Source organism: Fibrobacter sp. UWP2 (assembly GCF_900141705.1).
Lineage (GTDB): Bacteria > Fibrobacterota > Fibrobacteria > Fibrobacterales > Fibrobacteraceae > Fibrobacter.
Genome location: NZ_FQYM01000034.1, coordinates 1 through 23,336, shown reverse-complemented (window position 1 = coordinate 23,336; position 23,336 = coordinate 1). Strand labels below are relative to the sequence as shown.

The 23,336-nt window shown below is 52.4% G+C and carries 22 protein-coding genes; 9 read left to right on the top strand and 13 right to left on the bottom strand.

Going from position 1 to position 23,336, the window contains the following annotated elements; all coding sequences use genetic code 11:
* The first annotated feature begins 143 nt into the window (after positions 1-143).
* From BUB55_RS12185 to BUB55_RS12180, 3 genes are all read left to right on the top strand, one after another.
* Positions 144-2,381: an N-6 DNA methylase gene (locus BUB55_RS12185; protein ID WP_073191870.1), complete on the top strand. Its 2,238-nt coding sequence runs from the start codon at positions 144-146 to the stop codon at positions 2,379-2,381.
* A gap of 316 nt (positions 2,382-2,697) precedes the next feature.
* Complete coding sequence (locus BUB55_RS14505) at positions 2,698-2,871, top strand: hypothetical protein (RefSeq protein ID WP_173357848.1); 174 nt, start codon at positions 2,698-2,700, stop codon at positions 2,869-2,871.
* A 10-nt stretch (positions 2,872-2,881) separates the two neighbouring features.
* Positions 2,882-3,478 carry a zeta toxin family protein gene (locus BUB55_RS12180; RefSeq protein WP_073191868.1) on the top strand — a complete coding sequence of 199 codons (597 nt, stop codon included), beginning with the start codon at positions 2,882-2,884 and terminating at the stop codon, positions 3,476-3,478.
* 60 nt (positions 3,479-3,538) lie between these two features.
* On the opposite strand, the gene BUB55_RS12175 is transcribed toward BUB55_RS12180, so the two are convergent.
* The 8 genes from BUB55_RS12175 to BUB55_RS12140 all read right to left on the bottom strand — a co-directional run bounded on the left by BUB55_RS12175 (position 3,539) and on the right by BUB55_RS12140 (position 11,072).
* Entirely contained in the window at positions 3,539-5,035 is a 1,497-nt protein-coding gene (locus tag BUB55_RS12175; protein ID WP_073191866.1) for a glycoside hydrolase, read from the bottom strand.
* Between the two features lie 134 nt (positions 5,036-5,169).
* Positions 5,170-6,180, bottom strand: a complete 1,011-nt coding sequence (locus tag BUB55_RS12170; protein ID WP_073191877.1) for a tetratricopeptide repeat protein — start codon at positions 6,178-6,180, stop codon at positions 5,170-5,172.
* A gap of 10 nt (positions 6,181-6,190) precedes the next feature.
* Positions 6,191-6,832 (bottom strand): energy transducer TonB, encoded by a 642-nt coding sequence (locus tag BUB55_RS12165; RefSeq protein ID WP_073191863.1) that lies wholly within the window; start codon positions 6,830-6,832, stop codon positions 6,191-6,193.
* Positions 6,833-6,871: 39 nt separating this feature from the next.
* The gene (locus tag BUB55_RS12160; RefSeq protein WP_073191862.1) at positions 6,872-7,276 is read right to left on the bottom strand and encodes an ExbD/TolR family protein; all 405 of its coding nucleotides are present in this window, start codon (positions 7,274-7,276) and stop codon (positions 6,872-6,874) included.
* A complete protein-coding gene (locus BUB55_RS12155) occupies positions 7,273-7,932 on the bottom strand; it encodes a MotA/TolQ/ExbB proton channel family protein (protein WP_234971929.1) in 660 nt (219 codons plus the stop codon). Before BUB55_RS12155 ends, BUB55_RS12160 begins: the two co-directional genes overlap by 4 nt.
* A complete protein-coding gene (locus BUB55_RS12150; protein ID WP_083597013.1) occupies positions 7,933-9,456 on the bottom strand; it encodes a MotA/TolQ/ExbB proton channel family protein in 1,524 nt (507 codons plus the stop codon). It lies immediately after the preceding gene.
* Positions 9,453-10,247 (bottom strand): DUF3450 family protein, encoded by a 795-nt coding sequence (locus tag BUB55_RS12145; RefSeq protein WP_234971928.1) that lies wholly within the window; start codon positions 10,245-10,247, stop codon positions 9,453-9,455. The genes BUB55_RS12150 and BUB55_RS12145 overlap by 4 nt, the downstream gene beginning before the upstream one ends.
* 90 nt (positions 10,248-10,337) lie before the next feature.
* Entirely contained in the window at positions 10,338-11,072 is a 735-nt protein-coding gene (locus BUB55_RS12140; protein ID WP_073191860.1) for an ankyrin repeat domain-containing protein, read from the bottom strand.
* 113 nt (positions 11,073-11,185) lie between these two features.
* On the opposite strand from BUB55_RS12140, the gene BUB55_RS12135 reads away from it, so the two are divergent.
* The gene (locus tag BUB55_RS12135) at positions 11,186-11,965 is read left to right on the top strand and encodes a hypothetical protein (protein WP_073191858.1); all 780 of its coding nucleotides are present in this window, start codon (positions 11,186-11,188) and stop codon (positions 11,963-11,965) included.
* A 13-nt stretch (positions 11,966-11,978) separates the two neighbouring features.
* Here BUB55_RS12135 and BUB55_RS12130 read toward each other — a convergent pair whose 3' ends face one another.
* Together BUB55_RS12130 and BUB55_RS12125 are read right to left on the bottom strand one after the other, a co-directional pair.
* On the bottom strand, positions 11,979-14,270 hold the full coding sequence (locus BUB55_RS12130; RefSeq protein ID WP_073191856.1) for a LysM peptidoglycan-binding domain-containing protein: 2,292 nt from the start codon (positions 14,268-14,270) through the stop codon (positions 11,979-11,981).
* Positions 14,267-14,467 (bottom strand): hypothetical protein, encoded by a 201-nt coding sequence (locus BUB55_RS12125; protein ID WP_073191854.1) that lies wholly within the window; start codon positions 14,465-14,467, stop codon positions 14,267-14,269. Before BUB55_RS12125 ends, BUB55_RS12130 begins: the two co-directional genes overlap by 4 nt.
* A 267-nt stretch (positions 14,468-14,734) precedes the next feature.
* On the opposite strand from BUB55_RS12125, the gene BUB55_RS14500 reads away from it, so the two are divergent.
* Positions 14,735-16,798 (top strand): thrombospondin type 3 repeat-containing protein, encoded by a 2,064-nt coding sequence (locus BUB55_RS14500; RefSeq protein ID WP_073191852.1) that lies wholly within the window; start codon positions 14,735-14,737, stop codon positions 16,796-16,798.
* Positions 16,795-17,280 carry an NUDIX hydrolase gene (locus BUB55_RS12115; RefSeq protein WP_073191850.1) on the top strand — a complete coding sequence of 162 codons (486 nt, stop codon included), beginning with the start codon at positions 16,795-16,797 and terminating at the stop codon, positions 17,278-17,280. Before BUB55_RS14500 ends, BUB55_RS12115 begins: the two co-directional genes overlap by 4 nt.
* A gap of 304 nt (positions 17,281-17,584) precedes the next feature.
* On the opposite strand, the gene BUB55_RS12110 is transcribed toward BUB55_RS12115, so the two are convergent.
* Together BUB55_RS12110 and BUB55_RS12105 are read right to left on the bottom strand one after the other, a co-directional pair.
* Complete coding sequence (locus tag BUB55_RS12110) at positions 17,585-18,097, bottom strand: LptE family protein (protein ID WP_073191847.1); 513 nt, start codon at positions 18,095-18,097, stop codon at positions 17,585-17,587.
* Between the two features lie 147 nt (positions 18,098-18,244).
* The gene (locus tag BUB55_RS12105; RefSeq protein ID WP_073191845.1) at positions 18,245-19,708 is read right to left on the bottom strand and encodes a carbohydrate binding domain-containing protein; all 1,464 of its coding nucleotides are present in this window, start codon (positions 19,706-19,708) and stop codon (positions 18,245-18,247) included.
* Positions 19,709-19,946: 238 nt separating this feature from the next.
* Here BUB55_RS12105 and serS point away from each other — a divergent pair, with 238 nt between their 5' ends.
* A complete protein-coding gene (gene serS, locus BUB55_RS12100; protein WP_073191843.1) occupies positions 19,947-21,233 on the top strand; it encodes a serine--tRNA ligase in 1,287 nt (428 codons plus the stop codon).
* A 241-nt stretch (positions 21,234-21,474) separates the two neighbouring features.
* On the opposite strand, the gene BUB55_RS14305 is transcribed toward serS, so the two are convergent.
* Positions 21,475-22,080, bottom strand: coding sequence for a fibrobacter succinogenes major paralogous domain-containing protein (locus tag BUB55_RS14305; protein ID WP_159431986.1), 606 nt, complete (start codon positions 22,078-22,080; stop codon positions 21,475-21,477).
* Between BUB55_RS14305 and BUB55_RS14300 the strand changes: the two genes are divergently transcribed.
* Complete coding sequence (locus tag BUB55_RS14300; protein WP_073191838.1) at positions 22,079-22,312, top strand: hypothetical protein; 234 nt, start codon at positions 22,079-22,081, stop codon at positions 22,310-22,312. The genes BUB55_RS14305 and BUB55_RS14300 overlap by 2 nt on opposite strands.
* A 276-nt stretch (positions 22,313-22,588) precedes the next feature.
* Positions 22,589-23,290: a hypothetical protein gene (locus tag BUB55_RS12085; RefSeq protein ID WP_073191836.1), complete on the top strand. Its 702-nt coding sequence runs from the start codon at positions 22,589-22,591 to the stop codon at positions 23,288-23,290.
* The last annotated feature ends 46 nt before the right edge of the window (positions 23,291-23,336 follow it).

Genomic DNA, 23,336 nt, shown 5'->3' with positions numbered 1-23,336 from the left:
GAAAAGAGCATGAAACTACTTGACAATGAAGCGCTAATAGCCTAGATTTACACCAGTTGGAGACCTGGATTTTCAACTAAAAAAGGGACAAATTCATTGCTGTTTATGATTATGATCTAAACAATAATAAAAAACTGAAAATTGTGGTTGAAAATAAAAAGCCAACAAGGAAAGATGGCGTTGATCAGCTAGAACTTTATCTTAAATTTTGCGAAGCCAGCATAGGCATTTGGTATAATGGAAAAGAAAGTGTTTATATTCATAAAATTGAAAAATCAGGGAATATAACTTTTGAAGAAATTCCCGCTTTTCCAAAGTTTGGACAGAAGCTCTCGGAAATAGGGTTTTACAAACGAAAGGACTTAAAAGGAACTCACAACCTAAAAGAAATTTTTTCTGAGCTAAGGGGCTACATCGTTGGCAATAGTGTTGGAGTTAATAGAGATGAAGAAATCGCAAAAGAAATAATTCATTTGATACTCTGTAAAATTTATGACGAACGCTTTACCAAACCTAACGAAATGGTAACCTTTAGGGCAAGTAAAGATGATTCAGATGATGAAATAAAAACGAGAATAGATTCTCTTTTCAAGAGTGTCAAAAAGAAATATAAAGATGTTCTTGATGAAAAAGATGATATTTCTTTTGATGGTCATACCCTTCGCTATATAATAGGAAAAATTCAGAATTATTGCTTGATGGATACTGACAGAGATACCATAGCAGATGCTTTTGAAGTTTTCATTGGCTATTCATTGAAAGGCTCTCAGGGACAATTTTTTACGCCTAAAAATGTTGTTAAAACCTTGGTCACTGCTGTGGCTCCAAATGCAAACGATGTAATAATTGATCCGTCATGTGGTAGTTGCGGATTTCTTGTTGAAGCTCTTAAATATGTATGGAGTGAAATCGAATGTGCCGCGGTTGAGTATGGTTGGAATGAATCCGCTGTTGCAGAAGAAAAGAAAACTGTTGGAATAAAGAATATTCGAGGAATTGAAAAAGACAGTTTCCTGACCAAAGTTGGAAAGTCGTATATGGCAATTCTTGGCGATGGGAAAGGGGGTATTTTTTGCGAAGACAGTTTGGAACAGCCCAAAAATTGGAATTCTCTTACGCGTCAGAATATAAAGCTCGAAACCTTTTCTATTTCATTTTCAAATCCTCCTTTTGGGAAAGACATTAAGGTGACGGGAAAAGAAAAACTTTCTCAATATGAATTGGCTTATAAAGTTACAAATGGAAAGCGTAAATTAGAAGACGAAGGAAATGTATCAACGCTTTTCTTGGAACGAAATTTACAATTACTTACAGATGGTGGTCGGCTAGCAATCATTCTTCCTGAAACATATTTTCACGCTCCAAAGCAAAAACATGTTCGGCAATTTTTGTTCAAGCACAATATTCAATGGATAATAGATTTTCCTCATAACACATTCCGTCCACACAACAATGCAAAGTGTATTGCGATTATTGTTCAAAAAAATATGCCTCAGCAGGAATATATTAATATGGCTGTCGCTGAATATATTGGCCATGATCATAATGGTAAAGCGATTTATGAAAGAGACGATAACGGTAATTTGACTAACACTATCAAGGATGATACCAGGTTTATTATGGATGAAATTAGGAGGCTGAATGGACATGCTCCTTTGAATCCTAAGTATACATTCACAATTGAGGCTCAAAGGGTTATTGAAAATGATATTTTGGTGCCTCGTTATTATTGGAGTTCTAAAGCAAAAGAAATTCAGAAAAAAGCTAAGTCGCAACAAATTAAACTCATTCCAATAAAGCAATTAATAGATGAAGGAGTTATTTCGTATTTTGACGGGAATGGTTCTCCCAAATCTGAATTTAAGGGAACGGGTGATTATCCATATATCAGAGTTAAAGATATTGTCAATTGGCAGATTTATAAAGATCCGACAGCATTTATTCCGCAGAGTGAGTTTGATGAATTATACGATGAAAGAAAAAAATTGAAACCCAAAGATATCTTATATGTTCGCCGTGGAAGCTATCGTATAGGTAGCGTTGCAATGGTTTCTCCATACGACATTGATGTAATATTGACTAGGGAAATTCTTGTTTTAAGAATTGAAGACTTGAATAATCGCTATGGCATAACGCCAGAATATCTTCTCTATGCTTTGTCTCATAAACTCGTGCAAGAACAGTCTGAAAACAAGGTGTTTATTGACACCACATTGCCGAATATTGCTAGTAGGTGGCAGGAATTATTCATTCCTATTTACGAGAATAAAGAAATATTTGAATCGATAAAACAAAAAACTTGTTCTGTTGTTAGTAATCAATGGAAAGCTTTGAAAGAAATGGCTGATTTCCGAAAGAACTTTGATTTGCACAATACCTGATAAAAAAGGCTGGACAGTCTGTCCGTTGAGTTGGATTGAACCAGAGGTTCGCAACCAATTCAATTACGTTAGGGATAGTGACCCCTTGGGGACAAGACCCGCGTAGCGGGGCTTGGTTCTGGAAGGTGAGCGGCAAGCACAAGCGCCGCCGATTGCCCCCAGAATATAGCCCGACCGCACATATATGTGCGGGAACGCCCATATAATCCCTCCTGGAAGCTGTTATAATAGCCTTTTCTAAGCAGAAAAGGCTCAAAAATTGCGTTTTTGCCCCTAAAAAACTATATTAGGAGTATTACGGCATCAAGGAGCCCCTATGACAACGACAAAAAGCATTGATTCTTACAGATTGACGGACTTGGAAGAGCCGACCGATGAAATGCTTGCCCAAATTATGAGGGAAGCTGCCGAAGACGCCCGCAAGGCCAATGCAGACGCCACCAAACGTTTTTTCGACGAAATTGAAAAAGCTGCCGCAACCATCCGTTAACAGGGCTATTATGGCAGAGGAACATCGTCCAGTACTTATTGTCGTTGCCGGTCCTAACGGTTCGGGAAAAACGACCATAACTTCGAAGATTCTTAGGCACGAATGGCTAGAAAATGCAGTCTATATCAATCCGGACAACGTGGCCCAGGAACGCTTTGGGGACTGGAATTCTCCTGAAGCGGTTCTTGACGCAGCCCGCTATTGCAAATCCTGGCGCGAAGAATCTCTAAAAAATCATCAAAGCCTTATTTTTGAGTCAGTTTTTTCTTCTGACGAAAAAGTCGACTTCGTTTGCCGCGCAAAACAGCAGGGATATTTCATTCGCTTGTTTTTCGTCGCAACATCGCACCCGTCCATCAATGCAGCAAGAATTGCAAAGCGAGTGATACAGGGCGGCCATGATGTCCCTATTGTCAAGATTATTTCCAGATACCAGAAATCCATTTTCAACTGCAAGAAGATAATTCCTTCAGTGGATCGTCTTTATGTTTATGACAATTCGATTGAAGACCAGGACGCTTCGCTTTTATTCAGAATGTCGGATGGAAAATTGGTAAAGAGCTATACAGATAACATTCCTCAATGGGCGATGACGATTCTCAAGTAGCGGAGTACATTCGAACATCAAGCATCTAAAAAAGTCGTCCCTTGCGGGGCAACCATTTGCCTATCTCAACACCACACGCTTCGTTTTCGCATTGCCGCATTTGACCATATACACACCGCGGCTTAAGCCTGCGTTTGTCATGGCATTGCGGAGATCGCCGATATGTCCGGCTTGGAATTCGCCGATGAACGCGCCGAGCGGGCTAAATACTTTATATGTACTTTGAAGGCTTTGGGGCGCAGCATGCGTCCCGAAGGCAATTGCATCGGTAGAGTCTGAAGGCGGTTCTACCTTTGGCTCCTGCCACAGAACGAATTCGACTGTCGTTGCACTGCGGGCCGGAACGCTGAAACTGCACTTTGTATCGTCGACTTTGACTTCGGTTCCTTCTTTGAGGTTGCTATTGTCGTCGGTGACATAGGGCTTGAAGCTTCCAATTTTTGTGTTTCCGAAATCAAAGTCCGCCTTGAATTCCTCGTTCTTGGAATTGAGAATGACGACTGCGATTTTCGTCTTGAGGGAGTCGCGGTAGGCAGTGACCTTTACATCTCTTTCGGGATTCTTGGTAGCGTCGATTCTCCAGGAGCCGGGTCGCGCGAAGCGGCTGAAGTTCCCCATGACCCAGAGTCGCTTGGTAGGCTCCACATTGTCGGGGTTGCCTTGTCCTTGCGGCCAGAGGGCTCCGTTGCCGCAACTGGCTTCGCTGCAGGAATAAATCCACCAGAAATGCCAGGCGTTCATGTTCGCAATAGTCAGGGCGTCATGGATTACGCCTGCAACGCGGAGAGCACTTCCCATGCCCACGTCTTCCTTGTTACTTCCAAGATCATAAACTTCCGTTTCCCAGAATTCCTTGCCGGCTTCGTGGATTTCGGGATAAGCCGCCGGGTCTCCGCCGTATTCGTGCGTCCCGAAAATGTCCGTATATTTCAGGGCGGCGGGATTGTTGAAGAAGGCTTTTTTGTAATTGGGGAATCCGTACCAGTTGATGGCTTCGGTGCCAATGATTTTGATGCCCGTGGTATCGAGGGTGGGGCCAAGGTAGTCGCCTACCCAACGTGCCAATTCATCGGGTTCGTAGTGGTTGTCGCCGGTGCCGTCGGGCTCGTTTTGCGACGAAATTGCATATAGATTAACGCCAGCCTTCCGCATGTCTTGCGTAAACTTCAAGATGGTGTTGGCCCAGTCCTGAGCGTGATTGAAATCCAGGTGCTTTTTGTCGCCGTCGTAATTTACAGTATATTTGGACGTCCATGGGGCAGCCCAGACTTTGACGCCGTATTCACTTGCTTTTTTGGCGATACTCGTTTCAGATGTGGTACCGTCCGGGGCGATACGGATGCGGTGCAGCGTAAGCCCGGCGCCACTGGTGGAGTCCCAAAGGAAGGCGGCATTCTTGTCGGTGATGGAACCGGCCCATGCCGAGGCAGCCCCAAAGCCGCTGATGCGCTGGTATTCCTTGCCGATATCTACGTTAATCGTTGCCGCACTGGCGAGGGTGCCCAAAAACGCGACAAAACCTGCAAAAAAGGGAAATCCCTTAATTGAAAACGACATAAAGCCTCCCATGCGAACTTTACTTACTATAAAATAAGTTGAAAAATTCGCTTAATATAGGGCTTTATTCGAATTCGTTTTGATAAATTGACAACAGAGTGATGTATTTATCCGGATTCGCTCAACAACAAAGATTACTTCTTTTCCCGAATCCGCTTGTAGAAGCTTTCTGCCTTCTCAGTATCGCCCGCGTTCGAGAACACGTGACCCACGTTCTCGGCACCGATGCGTCCCTGGGAATTGCCAGCGAGCCACGCCTTCATGTAGCAATCGAAGGCCTCGTCGTAGCGCTTTTGCGTAAAGTAAATTTGTCCCAAATCAAGATTCAAGTCCGCCTTGCCCTTGCCGTGGCGGAGGCCCTCCTCCAGCGTGAATATGGCCATCCACGGGGAGTTCTCCTTCACGTACATCTGCGCAAGGTAGCGGCGTGCCGAAACATTCTCGGGGTCCATCAACAACCCGTTCTCCATCTCGTTCAGCGAGAGCCTCGTGGAGTCCATGCTGCGGTAGTAATAGGCAAGCGTAAAATGAACGTCGGCGCCCGCGGTGGCGGTCATCTGAAGCGCATTCCGCAAAGTCTTGATGGCGTATTCGTAATCGCCCAGTTTCTCGTAGACCTCGGCAAGGCCGTACCACGCGTCCATGCGGTCCGGGTTCAGCTGCAAAGCCTTCTCAAAGTGCTTTTGAGCAAGCGTCCAGTCACGGCCCTTCAAATAGCACTCGGCAATCGCAAAGTGAACGTGGTCCGATTCAACACCGAGTTCAATCGCGCGTCTGTAGGCGGCAATGGCCTCGCTCGCATCGCCCGCCAGGTAATAGAGGTCGCCCAACAGCATCCACGCCTTCTCAAAGTTCGGCAAGAGTTCCACGGTACGGCGATACGCGACCATCGCGACCTGCTTGCGGTCGAGCTGCACCAGGGAGTTCCCTAAATTGAACCAGGCGAATGGTTCGTAACGCCCCTCGTCAATGGCAGCCCGGTACAGGGGGACGGCCTCCTTGTACTTTCCCTGGTCATAAAGCTCATTCGCCTTGAAGAAATAATCCTCCGCCGGGAACGCTTGACCCACAAATAGCAACAGCAATAGGAGCAAACGACCGCCCAATGCGAAGCGAGCCCACACCCCAAAGCGAAGCAACCTCATAGCGGACAACCTATTTGACAAAGCGGAACTCCTTCGTGGCCTTTTGCGCCACAGGGTATCCGCCAAGCTGGGCGGGGCTGAATTTCCATTGACGAACCGCCTTCAGGGCTTCTACATCAAATCCGTACCCAGGCGGGTCCTGGCTCATGACGCTCGCCTGGGCCACGTCGCCGTAGACGTCTATCACGATCATCACCTTCACGTAACCCGAGACACCAAGGCGTTTCGCCTTATCGGGGAACTTGGGCTGGGTCTCTTTAAGAACCTGCGCCTGCTCGTCGACCTCGCCCGCCTCGTAAACCACGTTCTCCATGGAGCCCGTCCCCACGGCAACGCCATCGCCCGCGGCACCGCGTGCCAGCGACAGATCCATCTGGAAATTCTGGCTGCGGTTCATGCCCGCATGACTCGAGATCTTGAACGGGTTCGGGTTCACGATAGTCCGCAACACCTTCTGCTTGACCTCGGGCTTATTTTCGCTCACCAGGACTTCCACCTCGGTCACCTTCTCAAGTTCCTTTTCGGTCTTGACGCCCTTGTCAAAAAAAAGGGCGTTAATAACCGGGATCGCCAAAAAGAACACCGCACTCACCACAAAGGAGAGCACGACGGCAAGCGGGTAGCGGAAATATTTGGCAATGAAGTCGAGCATAGTTCCAGAGTTAATAGTTCTGAGTTACTAGTAACTAATTTATTCCTCCTTATTCGCAGAAATTGATACCTTGCGAACTTTAGCGAGGTTGCACTCGTCCAAAATGTCCACCACGACACCGTTGGGGGCATCACGGTCGCTCACGATAATCACCGGACGGTCCGGAGCCTCGGCCATCATTTGACGCAGCACTGTCTGCAGTGTAGACAAATTCACCTGGGTTTCGTTAATATGGATTGTTCCCTGGCGCGTCACGCCAATCAAGATGCTCTCCTTGGCAAGTTCCTTCGCAGAACTCGCCTTGGGCTTTGTCACGTCGACGCCCGTCTCGCGCGTGAACGTGGACGTCACGATAAAGAAGATGAGCAGGATGAACACCATGTCGAGCATGGGCGAAACATCGATGCCGCCGGACTCATGGGTGCGTTTACGGATAAAACTCATTTTTCCTCCTTCGAAGGAGCCGGGGCATCACCCCCTTCAAAACAATAGGCTTCGTACTTGAGGGCTTCGCTCCAGGCATCGTCCTCAACGCGTTCCACGCGGCTCGCAAGGTAGTTGTAAGCAAGCATCAAGGGGAATGCAACAAGCAAGCCCGCCTGCGTGGTAAGGAGCGCTTCCGAAATCCCGTCGGCCAAAAGTACAGGGTTCCCGAAACCAAACTGTTGAATGGTCTCGAACGTATGCACCATGCCGGAAACCGTCCCCAAAAGGCCGAGCATCGGGGCAAGCGCCGCACAGGTAGAAATCGTCCTGAGCGACTTCGAGAGGTTCGCCGAAATCCCGTGGCGGGTCGCCTCCATGGCGTTTCTCACCGCGTCCGGACCTTCGGCACGGTACTTGCGAACGTCCTCGACCAGCGCGAGGAAATACCCGGACTTGTTGCGACGCAAGCGTTCGTAGGCAAAGTCGTCGCCCCGCTTTTGCAGGTTCTTCCAAAAGCCCGAAATGGAGCCCCTCTTGAGCATAAAGTAGTAGCCGTAACGTTCCATCATCAAAAACCACCCGACCCAGCCGAGCACAAACAACGGCGCCAAGACCCAGCCTCCACGCAGGAGCAAGTTCAACGCGGTTTCAATGACGGAGTATTCGGCAGCCACTTAAACCTCGGATTTTTCCTTGATCCAAATCGCGTTCAAAACCGCCAAGGCAGACTTTTCCATGCGGGTACGCAGGGCGTCGGCCCTGTTCACTAAAAACGTATGCAAAAGTTGGAGCGGAATCGCCACAATGAGGCCGGCCTCGGTCGTCACGAGGGCAATCGAGATGCCGCCCGCCAAAAGCTTGGGGTCGCTGGTGCCGTGCATGGTGATTACGTCAAAGAGCTCAATCATGCCCATCACGGTACCCAAAAGCCCAAGGAGCGGTGCGGTCGACGCAAACACAGAAATCCAGCTGAGACCCTTCTCGAGTTTTGGCACCTCGCCCGCAAAAAGCACTTCCAAAGCCTTTTCGGCAGAGGCGCGGTCCGTGTAGTCCTTGCAGAGCACGGTCCTCAAGGTCTTTCCAACTACCCCGTAGCACTTGAGCGAGAGCTTTTTAGCCTTCTCGATATCGCGGTCAAACAACGCCTTGTGTACGCGTCTTGCCGAGATGCGCCCGAACGACGCCTTGGCAAGCCAAGCGAAACGCCACAGGAACATCAACACGCCTAGCACGAACAACGCGGCAATCGGGTACATCAAGATGCCACCGTCCTTGAAGAACTGCTTAAAGTCATCCTTCCAGGTGGTCTCGGTATGGTTGGCGAGCTCGCTCGAGAGTTCGGTACTCAAAAGCACATCCACGGGCACCATCACAAAAGCGGAATCGTTCACGTTGGCAAATACCTTGGCGATGCCGGCCTTGGTCTCGGTACTCAAGTTCTCTTGCCAGCTGAAGGTGCGCTTCTTTTCGCCCGCCACCGGGAGCATCATTGCCGACGGATGGAACCCGTTGATGTCGGTCACGCCCGCCATCTGCAGAGCGTAGAGCCCGCCCAACCGCATGCGGTCGCCCTGCGCCACCGATGAGCCGAACATGAGGTCGGCCTTTTCGACCTTGGTTTCGCGAGTAAAGGCCATCTCAGACTTGGCGACCTCAAGCACCGACTTCGCAATGCGGAGCGGATCGTCGCGGTAAAGGGACATTTCTTTTTTCGCCTTGTTCTGCACCTCAACGCGTTCCGCCACTTTGAAGGGAACACCGCTCTCCTGGAACTTAGCCAGAGTCTCGAGGCGTTCGGGGCCGGCGGCAAGGCTCAAGAATTCGGCACGGGCTTTTTCGGCAGAAAGCTTCACCTGCGCGAGGTCCTCCCTCGCCACGCGAACATCCTCAAACAGTCGGGCACGTTCCGACATGAGGGCGTCCACCTTCTCCTTATTTTCCTGATACTTTTCGTTAAAGAGTTCGCGTTCCTGGTTCGCCGTTTCGCGGTCCTTCCAACGGGCGGCCACAGCCATGTCACGCTTTTTGCGGGCCTCTTCCAAGTCCGCCTTGGCGCTATTGAGTTCCGCGCGCTTTTTTACGGCGTCAATGTCGGAATTCTGCTGTGCATGGACTGCGGGAGCAAAAGCCACAAGAGAGGCTATCAAGACGAAAGCCCCCATTCCCCATTTCACATTACACATTCCACACTTCATCATTCAGCCTCCTTCGGGATGGAGACCGGGATCATGACGAGCCTAGGCGCCGTCTTCCCTTCGGCAACCTTCATCACATCCTTGAGGACAGTCCTCATCGCAAGGTCATCGGACACGTTCTTCCAAGCGTAACCGCCGTCGGCGGTGTGCGAAAGCCACAGCACGTCGTTGCCGTCGTTGCTCACAAAAACAGACGCCACCGCGCCGTAACGCAGGTAGGTGCCGGGGACATTGCGGGCGTCGACCTGCAAAAAGCCCTTCCACACTTCGGTTGTGTAGCCCAGGCGGATACGGTCGTAAAAGACTTCCAAAGTGCGGTTCAAAGCGTCGTCCGCCTCGATCACGCCCTTGTGCAGCTGGTCGGCGATTTCCTTGACGCTGTTCACGGTCTCCTCGTTCCTGTACGGGAAGTCCGACTCGAACACGGGCACCAGGGAGTCGATAACCTTGGCAAAGGACTCGTTGTACTTCGCCTTGCGGTTTTCGAACCACTTGACCGTGCCAAGCGTCTTTTGACGTGCCTCGGAGATGTGGTTGAGCTCCGCCTTCAGCGAATCGATTTCGGCCTTGAGCGTCTTGTTTTGCGAGCTCAGCGCCTGGACCTTTTTGCGGCCCACCTCAACGAACTCGGCATGACGCTTCTTTTCGGCGTCGTGAAGGGATTTTTCGCGGGCAGTCTCCGCCTCGACAGCCTTAATCTGCCGACGGACACTCTCCACCGTTTCCTGGGCTGCGGCCATGACGCTGGCCAATCCCAGACAAAGGAAAACTTTTAGGAAGCGACTCATTTTCATATGGCAAATAAAATACAAAATTGCACTAAAAAACCCCTGCTTTTGACAGAGGTTTTCGTAAAATTTGCAAGAAATCGCAACTTTTTTTGATTACTTCTTGGAATCCTTAAAATATTGCGGGGTGTTCTTGGCGCCAGCCTTCTTCAAGGCCTTGATGAGACGCGGGTAACCTTCGTTGGTAGCCCAGTCGAGCACAGAGTAGCCCTGGCCGCACTTGGCGTTCACATCGACACCCTTGCCAATGAGGAACATCATGGCGTCGTAGTTGCCCGACTTGACCGTCCAGTGAATCGGGAGGTAGCCGTCGGCGCTGCGGTTTTCGAGCGGGGCGCCGGCTTCGGCCAAGAGTTCAAGCATGTCGACCTTGCCGGACTTGGCAGCAATCAGCACTGCCGTGCCCAGGTTCTGCGGGTCAGAGCCTTCGGTCTTGAGCTGGGCGAGCAGGCGCACCACGGCGTCCTTCTGGCCCATCATCACGGCATTGTCAATCACCGGTTCACCGTTACCGTTGCGAACGTCCGCCTTGGCGCCATGGTCAAAGAGGTAGTTCAAAACCATCACATTGCCTTTATTGGCGGCGATGGCCACAGCGTTGTTACCGTTGTCGGCAGGCTGGTCAATTTCGTAAGAAGCCTGGAGGAAGAGAGTCATCTTTGCCGTGTCGCCACTAGCAGCAAACGAAACAAAGTTGTTCGGAGTGAAACCGATTTTTTGCTTGGTAAGGTACTTACGTACAGACTGCGGATCGTTCGGATCCATGGTGTCGTCACAGGCCGCGAGGGTCAACAAACCGGCAGCACAAAGGCAAAGCAGGGATTTCTTCATTATAAACTCCTATAAAAAGGAAAAAATTGATTTCTGCCACTAAAATTACACTTTTTTTAGCAAATTTATCAACGAAAAAAACTTTTTTCTTTAAATAATTTAAATTTGCACCCATGAGTAAACTTTTCTTTTCGTTTTTGGCTGTAGCAGCCTCCCTTTCCCTTGCAGACACCGTCTACATCGACAACTCCATGGCCGCTGCCGAACGCAGCGACACCGAGACCTACGAGGAACGCGTTTCGGTGGGTCCCTACATCGAGTTTACCAACATCAAAGCCAAGAACATCAACTCCAGCTACAAGGTCAATAACCGCAAGTACGACATTGAAGTGAGCAACACCTTCACCTATGGTGCCGCCGGCAACCTCCCCTTCAACAACTACGTGGGTTTCTACATCATTGCCGCCTACCAGTTCTTAGGCGTGAACTACAAAGACCGCAATTCGGCGGAGGCCTACGAAATCCTCGACTCCATGATGGTAAACGACCTCATGTTCGAAAACGACGTGGACTCATCCGACATCAAGGGCCACCACCAAATCCATACCGTCATTTTCCAGATTGGCTTTGACGCGGGCTTCCCGCTCTACAGCAGCTACAACTACCAGACCATGGTCAAGCTTTTCGCCTTTGGCGGCGGCATCGCCGGCAAGACGTTCTTCCAAAACGAATCCAAGTTCCTCGCCCCGCCCATCTTTGGTTACGCCTACGGCCTTGGCCTGCGTGCCGCATTCCAGCGAGCGACCCTCTCGGGCGGCGTGCGCAACTCGCACGAGTACTTCCATGCCTACTACGAGCGCCCCATTTCCGAGAACAAGGACGGCGAAGAGTTCATGCTGGATTTCGACAACTACTTCCAGCCTTTCGTGAACTTCACTATTTCCTTGTTCTAACGACAGGCTCGCTCTAGTTCTTTTTGATTTTGAGTTTGTCTCCGATCTTGATTTTGGTATCGGAGAGACCGTTCCATTTTACAATATCTTCGATTGTCACCTTGTATTGGCGGGCAATGTCCCAAAGGCCTTCGCCCTTGGTCACTTCGTGGATTACAAATCCGTCGTCAGCCTTGGTTGCAGGCGCCGGAGCGGCCTTCGTAGCCGCCTTCCCCGCCACCTTGAGTTTTTGGCCCGGGTAAATCGAGGTGGACTCGCCCATGTTGTTGAGCGTCTGGATATCGGCAATGGTCGTGCCGCACTTTTTGGAAATGCCAAACAGGTTGTCGCCCGACTGCACCGTGTAGGTGTCGCCGCTGCACTGGGGCGCAGGCTCGGCCTTCTTGACGCCCTCCGATTTGGCCACCGGTTTCTTTTTGGCCTGCACAAATTCGGGAATCACCAGGGAGTCGCCCACACTCAGGCGCTTGGTAAAGCCGTTGTTCGCCTCCAAAAGGAGCACCACTGGGACGCTGTATGCCTTGGCGATGGCGGCATAAGTGTCGCCCGCCTTCACGGCGTACTTTTCGCCCTTCTTGAGCGCAGGGCGTTCCACCTGGGCGGCTTCCTCGGCAGGCTTGAGTTCCGGCTTCGACACAAAAATGGTATCGCCCTGCTTTACAAGTGCCGCGGCGTCCATCGAGTTCCAGGTGCGGAGCGCCTCCTGCGAAACGCCAAACAGGCGGGCAATCGAGCCCAGGTTGTCGCCCAGCTTCACCACATAGGTCTTGACCTTGGTGGGCTTTTTGCCGGTGGACTTTTTAGGCTTCACCTTGATGGGAATCAAAAGCGACTTGCCCGCACGGATGCGGTCGTTCTTCATGTCGTTCGCCTGCTTGAGTTCCGTAATCGAAATGCCGTAGGAGCGGGCAATGACGCCCAGGGTCTCGCCGCGCTTGACCTTGTGGTGGTGCCAGCTCGAGAAGTTGTTCTTCTCCATCTTGTCGTAGCCCTCCACAAAGGCGCTACGGGTGCCCACGGGCAGGCGCAGCAGGTAGCTGTCCTTGTTCGGGGGCGTGCACCACTTGACCAGTTCCATATTCAAGGTGCGCAGCGTATCCTCGGGCACTTTCAACAACTTGGCGACTTCCTCCAGGGGGAAGGAATCAAACACCGTCACCGTATCAAAGTCGGGCAAAGATTGCTTTTCGACCTTCATGTCGTAATGCTCGGGGAAATGCCCAATCACCATCGCCGCCAAAATGCGCGGCACGTAGCGCATAGTCTCCTTGGGGAGCGCCAAATCCCAATAAGAGACGACCTTCGTGGTGTCCCTGGTGGAATCCGCCATCATCTCTTTTACCAGGCGGCGCACGCGGCCCTCGCCGCAGTTGTACGACGCCATCGCCAGGAGCCAGTCTCCAAACTCGTCATGCAGGCGCTTTAGGTACTTGAGTGCCGCCACAGTGGCCATTTCGGGGTTGCGACGCATATCCACCCAGTAATCAACCTCGAGCCCGTAGCGCTTGCCCGTCTCGGGGATAAACTGCCACATGCCCGACGCCTTCGCGCGGCTGTACGCCTTCACCTTGAACCCGGACTCGACCAAGGCCAAGTAAATGAGGTCCTTGGGCATGCCCATTTCTTCCAATTTCGCATAAATTAACGAATCGTACGCCGTCTTGCGATTCAGGGAGCCCTCGGTGAACTTGCGGGCGCCGTTCGTCATGTAGTAAATCTCTTGCATCACACGCTCGTTGAACTCCACCGGGAGCGTAAACTGCTTGACGTCCACCGTATCGAGAAAGTTCTCTATCACCTGCAGGGCGGCGCTGTCGGCATCGCTCTCGTCCAGGGCGTCAATGCCCTCGATCGACACGTCGTTCTGCTTAAAGCTCTCGGCATCGACGCTAATGTCGGCCACGTTCGGGTACACCTCGTCCAAGGCCCGCACAATGCGGAGCGGCATCACGGAGCGGTAGGCCGAGTCCTCGGCGGCGCTCACGTTGCGGTAAAGGGAATCGTATTTTTCTGAAACAAGCTGCCTAAGCGACTCGTCCAAGTAGTGCCTCGCCAAAAGCCATTCCTGGTTGTCCATGGCCTGGAGGGCGTACTGGTAATAAGTCCACGAGGGTCTAATCGCAATGGAGTCAGAGACCTTCTCCTTGAGGGCCGCTTCGGCGTAAGAAACCGAATCCGGCACCTCCGGTTCGACCGAGCTGAGCACAGGAGACGGTTGGACAACCTGCTTTGGAGAGCAAGCCGCCAAAAAAAGAACCGAAACGCCTACCGCAAGCAGGCGAAACAGTTTAAGAAGGTCAATCACTGATCGTAGTCCAAATCTTCGGCGTAGTCCGACCAAATTTGGTCGCGCTTGAACGAAGGCTGGTCGAAGTCTACCTCCTCGTCAACTTCTTCCTCTTCTTCTTCAATCTCTTCGGGTTCCTCTTCCGTGAACGGAACAGGAGCGTCAAATCCATCATTTTTGGGACGGCGGCCACAATGGTAAGCAAAATTCGACATAGAACCTCTCTTCTTAGTGCATCACCTTTTGAACACCGAACAGGATGACCCCGCACATCACCACAGAAGCGACTATCTGGAGCAGGATGATAATCCGGTTCACTCGATATGCCTTTTGCGACTTCCTGTGCCAGGATGGCAAACCAGTTTTCTGTTCACGGTTCTGCATTTGGAAAGGAAATATATACATAATCTTTTGTTTGCCAATAGGGAAAATGAAAAATTTTTTAATTTCATAGGGTGTTTTTGAGGAAATTATTCATTTGTTTGTCCCTGACGGCCTCTCTGCTGTACGCGCAGACCGGAATCGGGTTCAGCAACCACGGCATCAGGGTGCCCTCGGCCTTTACCCTGCAGCAAGGTTTTGTCTTTTTCTCGGGAAATTTCGAGACCGTAAGCGACGGCAATCCTCTGGCCATGGACGGCTACAAAAACACCGAAACGGGCGCCAAGACCGACCTCACCGACCAAGCAGCCTCCTCGGGCGGTTCCATCCAGGTGGGCTACGGCGTATTTGATTTCCTGGAACTAGGACTTTCGCTCCCCCTCTACTACGAAGGGCACGTCACCGGCACAAGCCTCGACGGCATCGCCATGGGCGACCTCCAGGGCAGGGCTAAGGTCAACATCCCGCTCGGGCTCCCCATTTACCTAAGTTTCGAGGGTAGCGCCTACGCCCCCACCGGCAACGAAGACCTTGGCTTCAGACCGCGCCACGCCTGGTTCCTGAACGAATACGGCAACAGCCACGCCTACACCGCGGGGAATTTCTCGGTGGCAGGCACCGCCTTCCTCACCTTTGACTTCTTTGGACTTTTGCTGTGGAACAACTACGGCGGCTACCTGACCACCCTGGGCGACGGCGCCGACGTCGTGCTCTGGGGCTCGGGGTTCGAACTGTTCCCCGACAAAATGATAAGCCTCATCGCCGAAATCTCGGGCGAAATGAGAATTGGCGAACTGAACAAATTCTCTACCCTTTGGAACGAGCCCGCCCGTTTCACGCCTGGGCTGCGCCTGCACCTGCCGAACCGCCTCGACATCTTGGTGGGTGCCGACATCGGCATCGACTTTTTGCGCGGCCGCAAGATCAAGAACGGCATCAAGCTCTCCCGCAAGGACAAAGAACAGACGATTGAGTACTCTGTGCCCAGCGTCCCCGAAATCGGCTTTGCTTTCGCCATTACCAAGACACTTGACTTCAGCTGGAAGGACAGCGACCGCGACGGCGTCGCCGACCGACTCGACATGTGCCCGGGATCCTCCTTCGGCGTGGTGGTCAACAACCGCGGTTGCCCTGTGGACCAGGACCAGGACGGCGTACTAAACATCGTGGACGACTGCCCCGACACCCCGTTCGGCATCGAGGTGGACTTTTTGGGCTGCCCCGTAGACGAGGACAAGGACGGCGTACCCGACTACCGGGACAAGTGCCCCGCCACGGACTCCGGCAAGGCGGTCAACAAGGACGGCTGTGTCCAGGACTCCGACGACGACGGCGTGGACGACAACAACGACCTTTGCCCCGATACCTCGCCCGAGGAGCAGGTGAACACCTCCGGTTGCCCCATTGATGACGACCACGATGGTGTTCTCAACGAAAAGGACAAGTGCGAGGGCACGCCCAAGGGACGTTCCGTGGACCTGGAAGGTTGCCCGCTGGACTACGACCACGACGGCGTGCCCGACGAGCTGGACAAGTGCCCCAACAGCAACGTGGGCGAATACGTGGACGAGAACGGCTGCCCTGCCGATACCGACCACGACGGCGTTCCCGACATCAAGGACCAGTGCGCCGACACACCCGAGGGATTCTCGGTCGACATGACCGGATGCCCCTCGGACCACGACAACGACAGCATCCCCGACGACCTCGACAAATGCCCCAACACGGTCGCAGGCGCGCCTGTTGACTCCATCGGCTGCCCCGTCGACACCGACGAGGACGGCGTCGCCGACTACCTCGACAAATGCCCCAACACCTTCCCCAACGTCCTTGTCGACGGGCAAGGCTGCCCGTACAACGGCAAGCTGAACCTCGCCGTCATCGCCAAGCAAATCCGCTTCAAGGGTGGTTCGGCGAACATGCTCAACTCCTCGTACACGGCCATAAACGACGTCATCGAGCTCATGAGGCGCTACAAGTTCAACCTGGAAGTCACTTGTTCCGCCAGCGGTGCCAACGCCCAAGCAGTCTCTGAAGAACGTGCCAAAGCCATTGGCGACGTCCTCAAAATCAAGGGGTTCGGTCCCGACAAGGTGAAAATCGAGGCGGTCGGCGCGGCGGCGCCCGCCGGCGTAAAACTCAACGCAGTGGACATCCAGAGATGATCAACACAACCCTTTGCTACATTGAGCGCGACGGCAAGTACCTGCTGCTGCACCGCGTCAAAAAAAAGAACGACATCAACAAGGACAAATGGATTGGCATTGGCGGCAAGTTCGAGGAATGGGAATCCCCCGAAGACTGCATTCGCCGCGAAACCCTCGAGGAGACAGGCCTCACGCTCGTCCGTCCGCGCTACCGCGGCATCGTGACCTTCATTAGTGACGGCATGGACCAGACCGAGTTCATGCACCTGTTTACCGCAACCGAGTTCGAGGGACCCCTCAAGGAATGCGACGAGGGTGTGCTGGAATGGGTCGAGAAGGCCCGGGTCAGGGAACTCCCCCACTGGACAGGCGACCTGATCTTTTTGGACCTTCTGGAACGGGGGGCGCCTTTTTTTTCGCTCAAGCTGACCTACAAGGGCAGTACGCTCACCGAGGCAATTTTGGACGGGAAGCCTTTATCCCTAGAAAAATGGAAGTAAAAGTTCCAAAAAGCCATTTTAGACTTGATTTTCGTCACATTTCTAAAAAAGTTTTACCATTACCCCTTTTCAAAACGGGGAAAATTTTCAATATTTAATAATACTCCAAACCAACCCCATAGAAGTCGGTCCCCAAAAGGGCCGACTTCTTACTTTTTTGACGAGCTTGGGCAGCCCTGACTATTATTTAGCGTCGCGAAGCGACTACCATTTAGCGAGGGCAGCCCTGACTATTATCTAGCGTCGCGAAGCGACTACCATTTAGCGAGGGCAGCCCTGACTATTATTTAGCGTCGCGAAGCGACTACCACTTAGCGAGGGCGTTTGCGATGATCAGGTCCTGGAGCTTCTCGATGGCCCTAGCCTGCCCATGGCGGTCCTCGGTCTCGTTTGATGCCACGTCGTAAGTCCCGTCGGCCGAGAGCGACTTGCTCTCGTAAATAATGCGGTCCTTCACGTTGTCGTAGAACTTGACGCTCACGCGGATGGTCACGCGGTAGGTTTCCACGTCGCTATTGCTGTTGTAGTTCTCTGGCTTGTTGGTGTAGCTGAGCAGCACAATTTCAAAGTCGGCACTAGCGTCCTCGTTCACCAGGCGCACACCGCCAGCGTTCTTGCGGAACATCTCCACCACGGCGGTATGAATGTCGTTCGCCAAGACCGGGTCCAAGGTCTTGTCCTCGACCTCGTGGATGTGAACCGTCTTGATGTGGCTCGGGAGCGTAGACGCCGTAAAGCTGTAGCAGCCCGTCAACGCAAGCATGGCAAACAGGCTCAATGTGCACAAGGCGAAAAATTTCTTTAAACCGAGAATCATTAACGCAAATTTAGCTTTTTTTTACCCCGCGAAGGATTCTTTGGAAAATTCGGGTATTTTTAGGGCTGAACATAAAAAAAATCCACCTAATTCAAGGATTTTCCCTTGTTTTAGGTGGATTTTTCAACTTAAGCGGATATTTTCAAATTACTTTACAGCAACAATCTTTTTGACGTTACCGCTCTTCACCACATACAGGCCCTTGGTCAGGTTCATCGTGCTCAACTGAGCCTCCACTTCACCCACGTGAGTCCCCTTGAGCTTGCAAACAAAAGCTCCCGTCGCGCTGTACACGCTGTAAGTCTTTGCCGAAGCCACGACCTGACGCTGGCTGTGAATACCGGTAATGTCGCTCGCGTCGATTTTTGCAAGCACAACGTTGTCGATGAACACGCTGCCCGTGGCAAGTCCCGCATTGATGGAGATGCGAGCATCTTCGTCGGTAGCCTCGTTCATGGTGAACTTGATCTCAAAGTTCTTCTTTTCGGTGCCGAGTTCGAAGGTCTTCGCCTCGCCCAGGTAGCTGGTCCAGGGGTCGGTATCCTTCTCGAGGTTCACTTCGAGCGTCCTCGCCGCAGAAGCGTAGGCATCGAAAGTGAGCTTGTAGCTCTGGCCCTTTTCGTAATGCAGACCCTTTTGAATCATTTGGACATCATAGGCGTTGGTACCAACTTTGGTCACGTTGATTTCGGCCATGCCATCGGTCAACTTAAGCGAACCTTCGCCGCTATGCTGCTGCAGAGTCCAGCCCGCGAGCTTGAGGGAATCCGAGAAAGTTCCGTTAAATACGGTGTCCCTGTTGGTCGGAACTTCGATGGCTGCAGCAACGCCATCCAGAGAATACTGTTTCACAAAATTCCAGATATCCGAGACATCCGCCTTGGACGGGCTATGCATACGGCCCTCGAGTTTCAAATGCTTCACGTAGACACCGTCATCGCACGGGCCCCAGGAATAGAGCGTAGCCCTGTTCTCGCTATTCGGGTGGTTTTCCTCGACTTCCGCCTGCGCGGGGCAGTTGAACTGCTGGCGGTAACTCTTGAGGTTGTTTTCGAGATTGTTGTAACCCACCACGTCGTCCTTGGTTCCATGCGTATGGAAAATAGGCACAGGACGCATGGCCTGGCCCGGGCCGCCCATCAGGTAGCCGGAGCAGGGGGCGAACGCAGCAATCTTGTCTGCAATCTTGCCCATCGCATGGTAGCTGAGCATGCCGCCCATCGAGAAGCCCGACATGTAGACGCGCTTGGTATCGATGTCGTAGTCCTTGGCGAGCTGGCTAATAATTTCGGTAATCCACTTGGTGTCCTTGTCACCGCTAATGTCCCACGTGCTGTAGCCCGTAGCGCCTTTGGGGTAAGCCACGACAAAGCCCGCCGTATCAGCGACAGCCTCCCAGTGGGTATTCGACTGCTGATAATTGGGGTCCTGATCCATGCCATGGAACGAAAGGAGCAACGGACTTTTGGCAGCTACACCGGATGGTGCATAGACATAGACGTCTCGGCCCGATACCGACACCCTCTTGTAATCGTTAATGGATTTTCCACCTCCGCCCCACTGCGCGAACGAGAGCGTAGCCGCGATGAATACCAATAAAAAGATTCTCATGTTGTCCTCCTTAAGAATCTATTAGTGTTGGATTACTCCCCCGACTATGTCTATACCTAATATATATTCAATCGGCTTACCCATAGCACTGCCAGACCAAATGGCGGTGTAAAGCCCTACAACGGCGAATTTGTTAAAAAAAAGCTTTTTTTAGGGGTCTGTAGGCTTGAACCGGGGGCAATACGGCTCTCCGCTTTTACTATATTTCCGCACGAAAATTTCTCAACCGAGGCATAACATGCTTGACATCAAGAAAATCCGCGAAAATCCAGAATACTACATTGCTGAAACCGAAAAGAAGTACACGACCGTGAGCCTGAAGGACGTTCTCGCCATCGACAACGAACGCCGCCCGCTCCTCACCGAAGTGGAACGCCTCAAGAGCGAACGCAACGCCGAATCCAAGCGCATCGGCGAACTCAAAAAGAAGGGCGAGAACGCCGACGAGGCCGTCGCCGCCATGCGCGCCCTGGGCGACAAGATCGACGAACTCGACAAGCAGCTCAAGGAACTCGACTACAAGCAGACCGAAATGCTCATGCACGTGCCGAACATTGCCCCGCGTTCTCCGGAAGGCAAGGACTCTAGCGACAACGTGGTCGAGAAGGACGGCCCGATTCCGTTTGACTACTACACCAAGAACGACGACTTCGCCCGCGTGGACCACAAGACCCTCGGTGAACGCCTCGGCATCTTTGACTTCGAACGCGGCGCAAAGATTTCCGGCTCCGGCTTCCCGGTCTACCGCGGCCTCGGTTCCCGCCTGGAACGCGCCCTCATCCAGTTCTTCCTCGACGAACACCAGAAGAACGGCTTCGAGGAATTCACGCCTCCGTACCTCGTGACCCGCAATACCATGCGCGGCACGGGCCAGCTCCCGAAGTTCGAAGAAGACATGTACCGCTGCGACAAGGACGACGATCTGTTCCTCATCCCGACCGCAGAAGTGCCGCTCACGAACCTCTATGCCGGCGAAGTGATTCCGGAATCCGAACTTCCGAAGCGCATCTGCGCCTACTCCGCATGCTTCCGCCGCGAAGCCGGTTCTTACGGCAAGGACACCCGCGGTCTCTTGCGCCTGCACCAGTTCAACAAGGTGGAAATGGTCTACTTCGCCCACCCGGAACACAGCTACGAAGACCACGAAGAACTCACCCGTTTTGGCGAAATGCTCCTCGAAAAGCTCGGCCTCCCCTACCACCGTCTGGCCCTCTGCAAGGGCGACCTCGGTTTCGGTGCCGCCAAGTGCTATGACCTCGAAGTCTACGCCCCGGTCGAAAAGAAGTGGCTCGAAGTCAGCTCCTGCAGTAACTTCGAAGACTACCAGGCACGCCGCGCCAACATCAAGACGAAGATTAACGGCAAGAACACGTTCGTGCACACGCTGAACGGTTCCGGCCTCGCCACCCCGCGCGTGATGGTGGGCATCTGCGACAACTACCAGCAGAAGGACGGCTCGCTGTTGATCCCCGAAGTGCTTCGTCCGTACATGGGAGGTCTTGAAGTCATTGAGCCGAAGCGATAATGACTTCAAGGTCGGTGGCTTCGTGAGCCTCTAAGCGACTGATATCAATCAGTCGCGGAGGCGAGAGCGAGCGCAAACAACAACTCAATAAATGAGTTTAGCGCGAGCGGTCGTGTCAGTCATCGAGCCCAAGAAGTAACCAGGTTGAAGACCAACCGGGGGCGCGCCAAGCACTGAGCCCCTAAATATTAAAAACGAGCCCTCACGGGTTCGTTTTTTTTTGCATTACCTATCAGTTAATTCAGTTCTTTATACAGCGGAGCGCGTAGCCCACCGTCTTGAGGTTGCTGTAGCTGCCCCAGAAGTCGTCGTTCGCGTAGTACAGGTCCCAGTAACGGGCGCGAATGCCGTCCCCCGTTTCCTCGGTCACCCAAAAACCGGCGTCTTCCATGATCTCGGTAAAGATGCCATTGGCCTTGCGGCTGCCCGTGGGGAGCGCGTTAAATCCAAAGAGGTTCGTGCCGTCGGCGCTCTCTTCGCTCTTTTTCCAGCCGGTGGCCGCCTTGAGGCTAGTGCCCACATTCTCTTTTTTGGAATTCTTTTGGTTATGCCGCGTCACGTGGTCCGCCAGTTGCTTCATGTCACGGGAGTTCGGGACACGCCAGCCCTCGGGGCAAACACCCTGGTGCTTGGGTTTGACGCTTTGGGAGGCATCCGTATTCAAGAACTCGGATCCCAAATCAAGGGCAGACGTCCACTGGTAAAGCCTGCCGTAGGTTTTGCAAAGGTCCTCGCGGTTGTTGTAGCACCAGCTACCCTCGGCGTTAAAATTCAGGTTCTGCGCCATCCAAACCTGTGAACCGATAATCACAGTCCTGTAAATTTGCCCGTCACGAAGGTCACACATGGTTCCGCGGGGCACGCTCTTGCAAAACTGGGGCGCCTCCGACGACGAAGCCGCTTCAGAAGAAATGGCCTCCGAAGAGGACGACAAACGCGCTTGTCGTGGCGTCGTGCGCCTAGGGACCCTGCGCTCGGACGAAGAAGAGGTTTCCTCGGAGCTGGACAAGTCCTCGGACGAGGACTCGACCTCGGGCTCCGCTTCGACGCTCATTTTAAAGACCATGGGAATCGGCTGAATTTTTTCAACTTTTTTTGCGACCTCTTTTTGCACGGGAACACCATCCTCGTTGCATCCAGCAACAAGAACCACCACACATGCAAACAAGAAAAAATGAATCGTGCTTAAATATCGCAAAACATTCCCTCTTATAAGAGAATATATATCTCTACGCAATATAACTATTATTTTTTTTCTTTGACTATTCCAATTTGTAAGTTTTTCGTCACTTTGTAGACAAATTGCGTTCATGGAACTATATTTTCAGTGTTTACTAACCAAAAAAGGAAACCAAATGAATATTAAACTTGTAACTCTAGCCTCGGCTTTTGCTTTTGCATCTGCCATGGCACAAGATGCTACTGCACCCGAAGCCGAAACCTCTGCAGAAGAAGCAACAGTTGCCGAAGCCCCTGCAGAAGAAGCCCAACCGGCACAAGAAGTCGCTCAACCGGCTCCGGCCCCTGCTCCTGTTGCCGAACCCGCTCCGGCTCCCGTAGAAGAAGCCAAGATCGAACAGCCGGTCGACACCAACGCCGCCAACTTTGACGTTGTCCGTGGCAGGGCCTACAACAACGTCGGCAACCAGGCCGCAGCATCCACCATCGCCGACAACATCGCATCCCCGTACAACATGGCCGGCTCGAAGCTCGTCTACCTAGAACCCACGAACTCTTACGCCGCGGTCTCCTTCGGCGAAGGACTCACCAAGTTCATCGTTTTCGATAACCAGGCAAACCTCGGCCACGCCACCTTCGGTATCGCAACCAAGGGCTTCGGTGTGTCCGTCGGCTATGCATTCAACAAGCGCTGGGACTTTGTCGAAGACGTCACCGCCGATCAAAAGGACGAAGCCTCTGTCCGCACCGTCACCGCCGGTGACCTGTTCGACGCTACCTTTGCCGCCCCGCTGGGTGGCCTCGACATTACCGTGAACGCCTTGTGGCGCGAATTTGTCCCTTTTTTAGTTGAAAATCCAGGTCTCCAACTGGTGTAAATCTAGGCTATTAGCGCTTCATTGTCAAGTAGTTTCATGCTCTTTT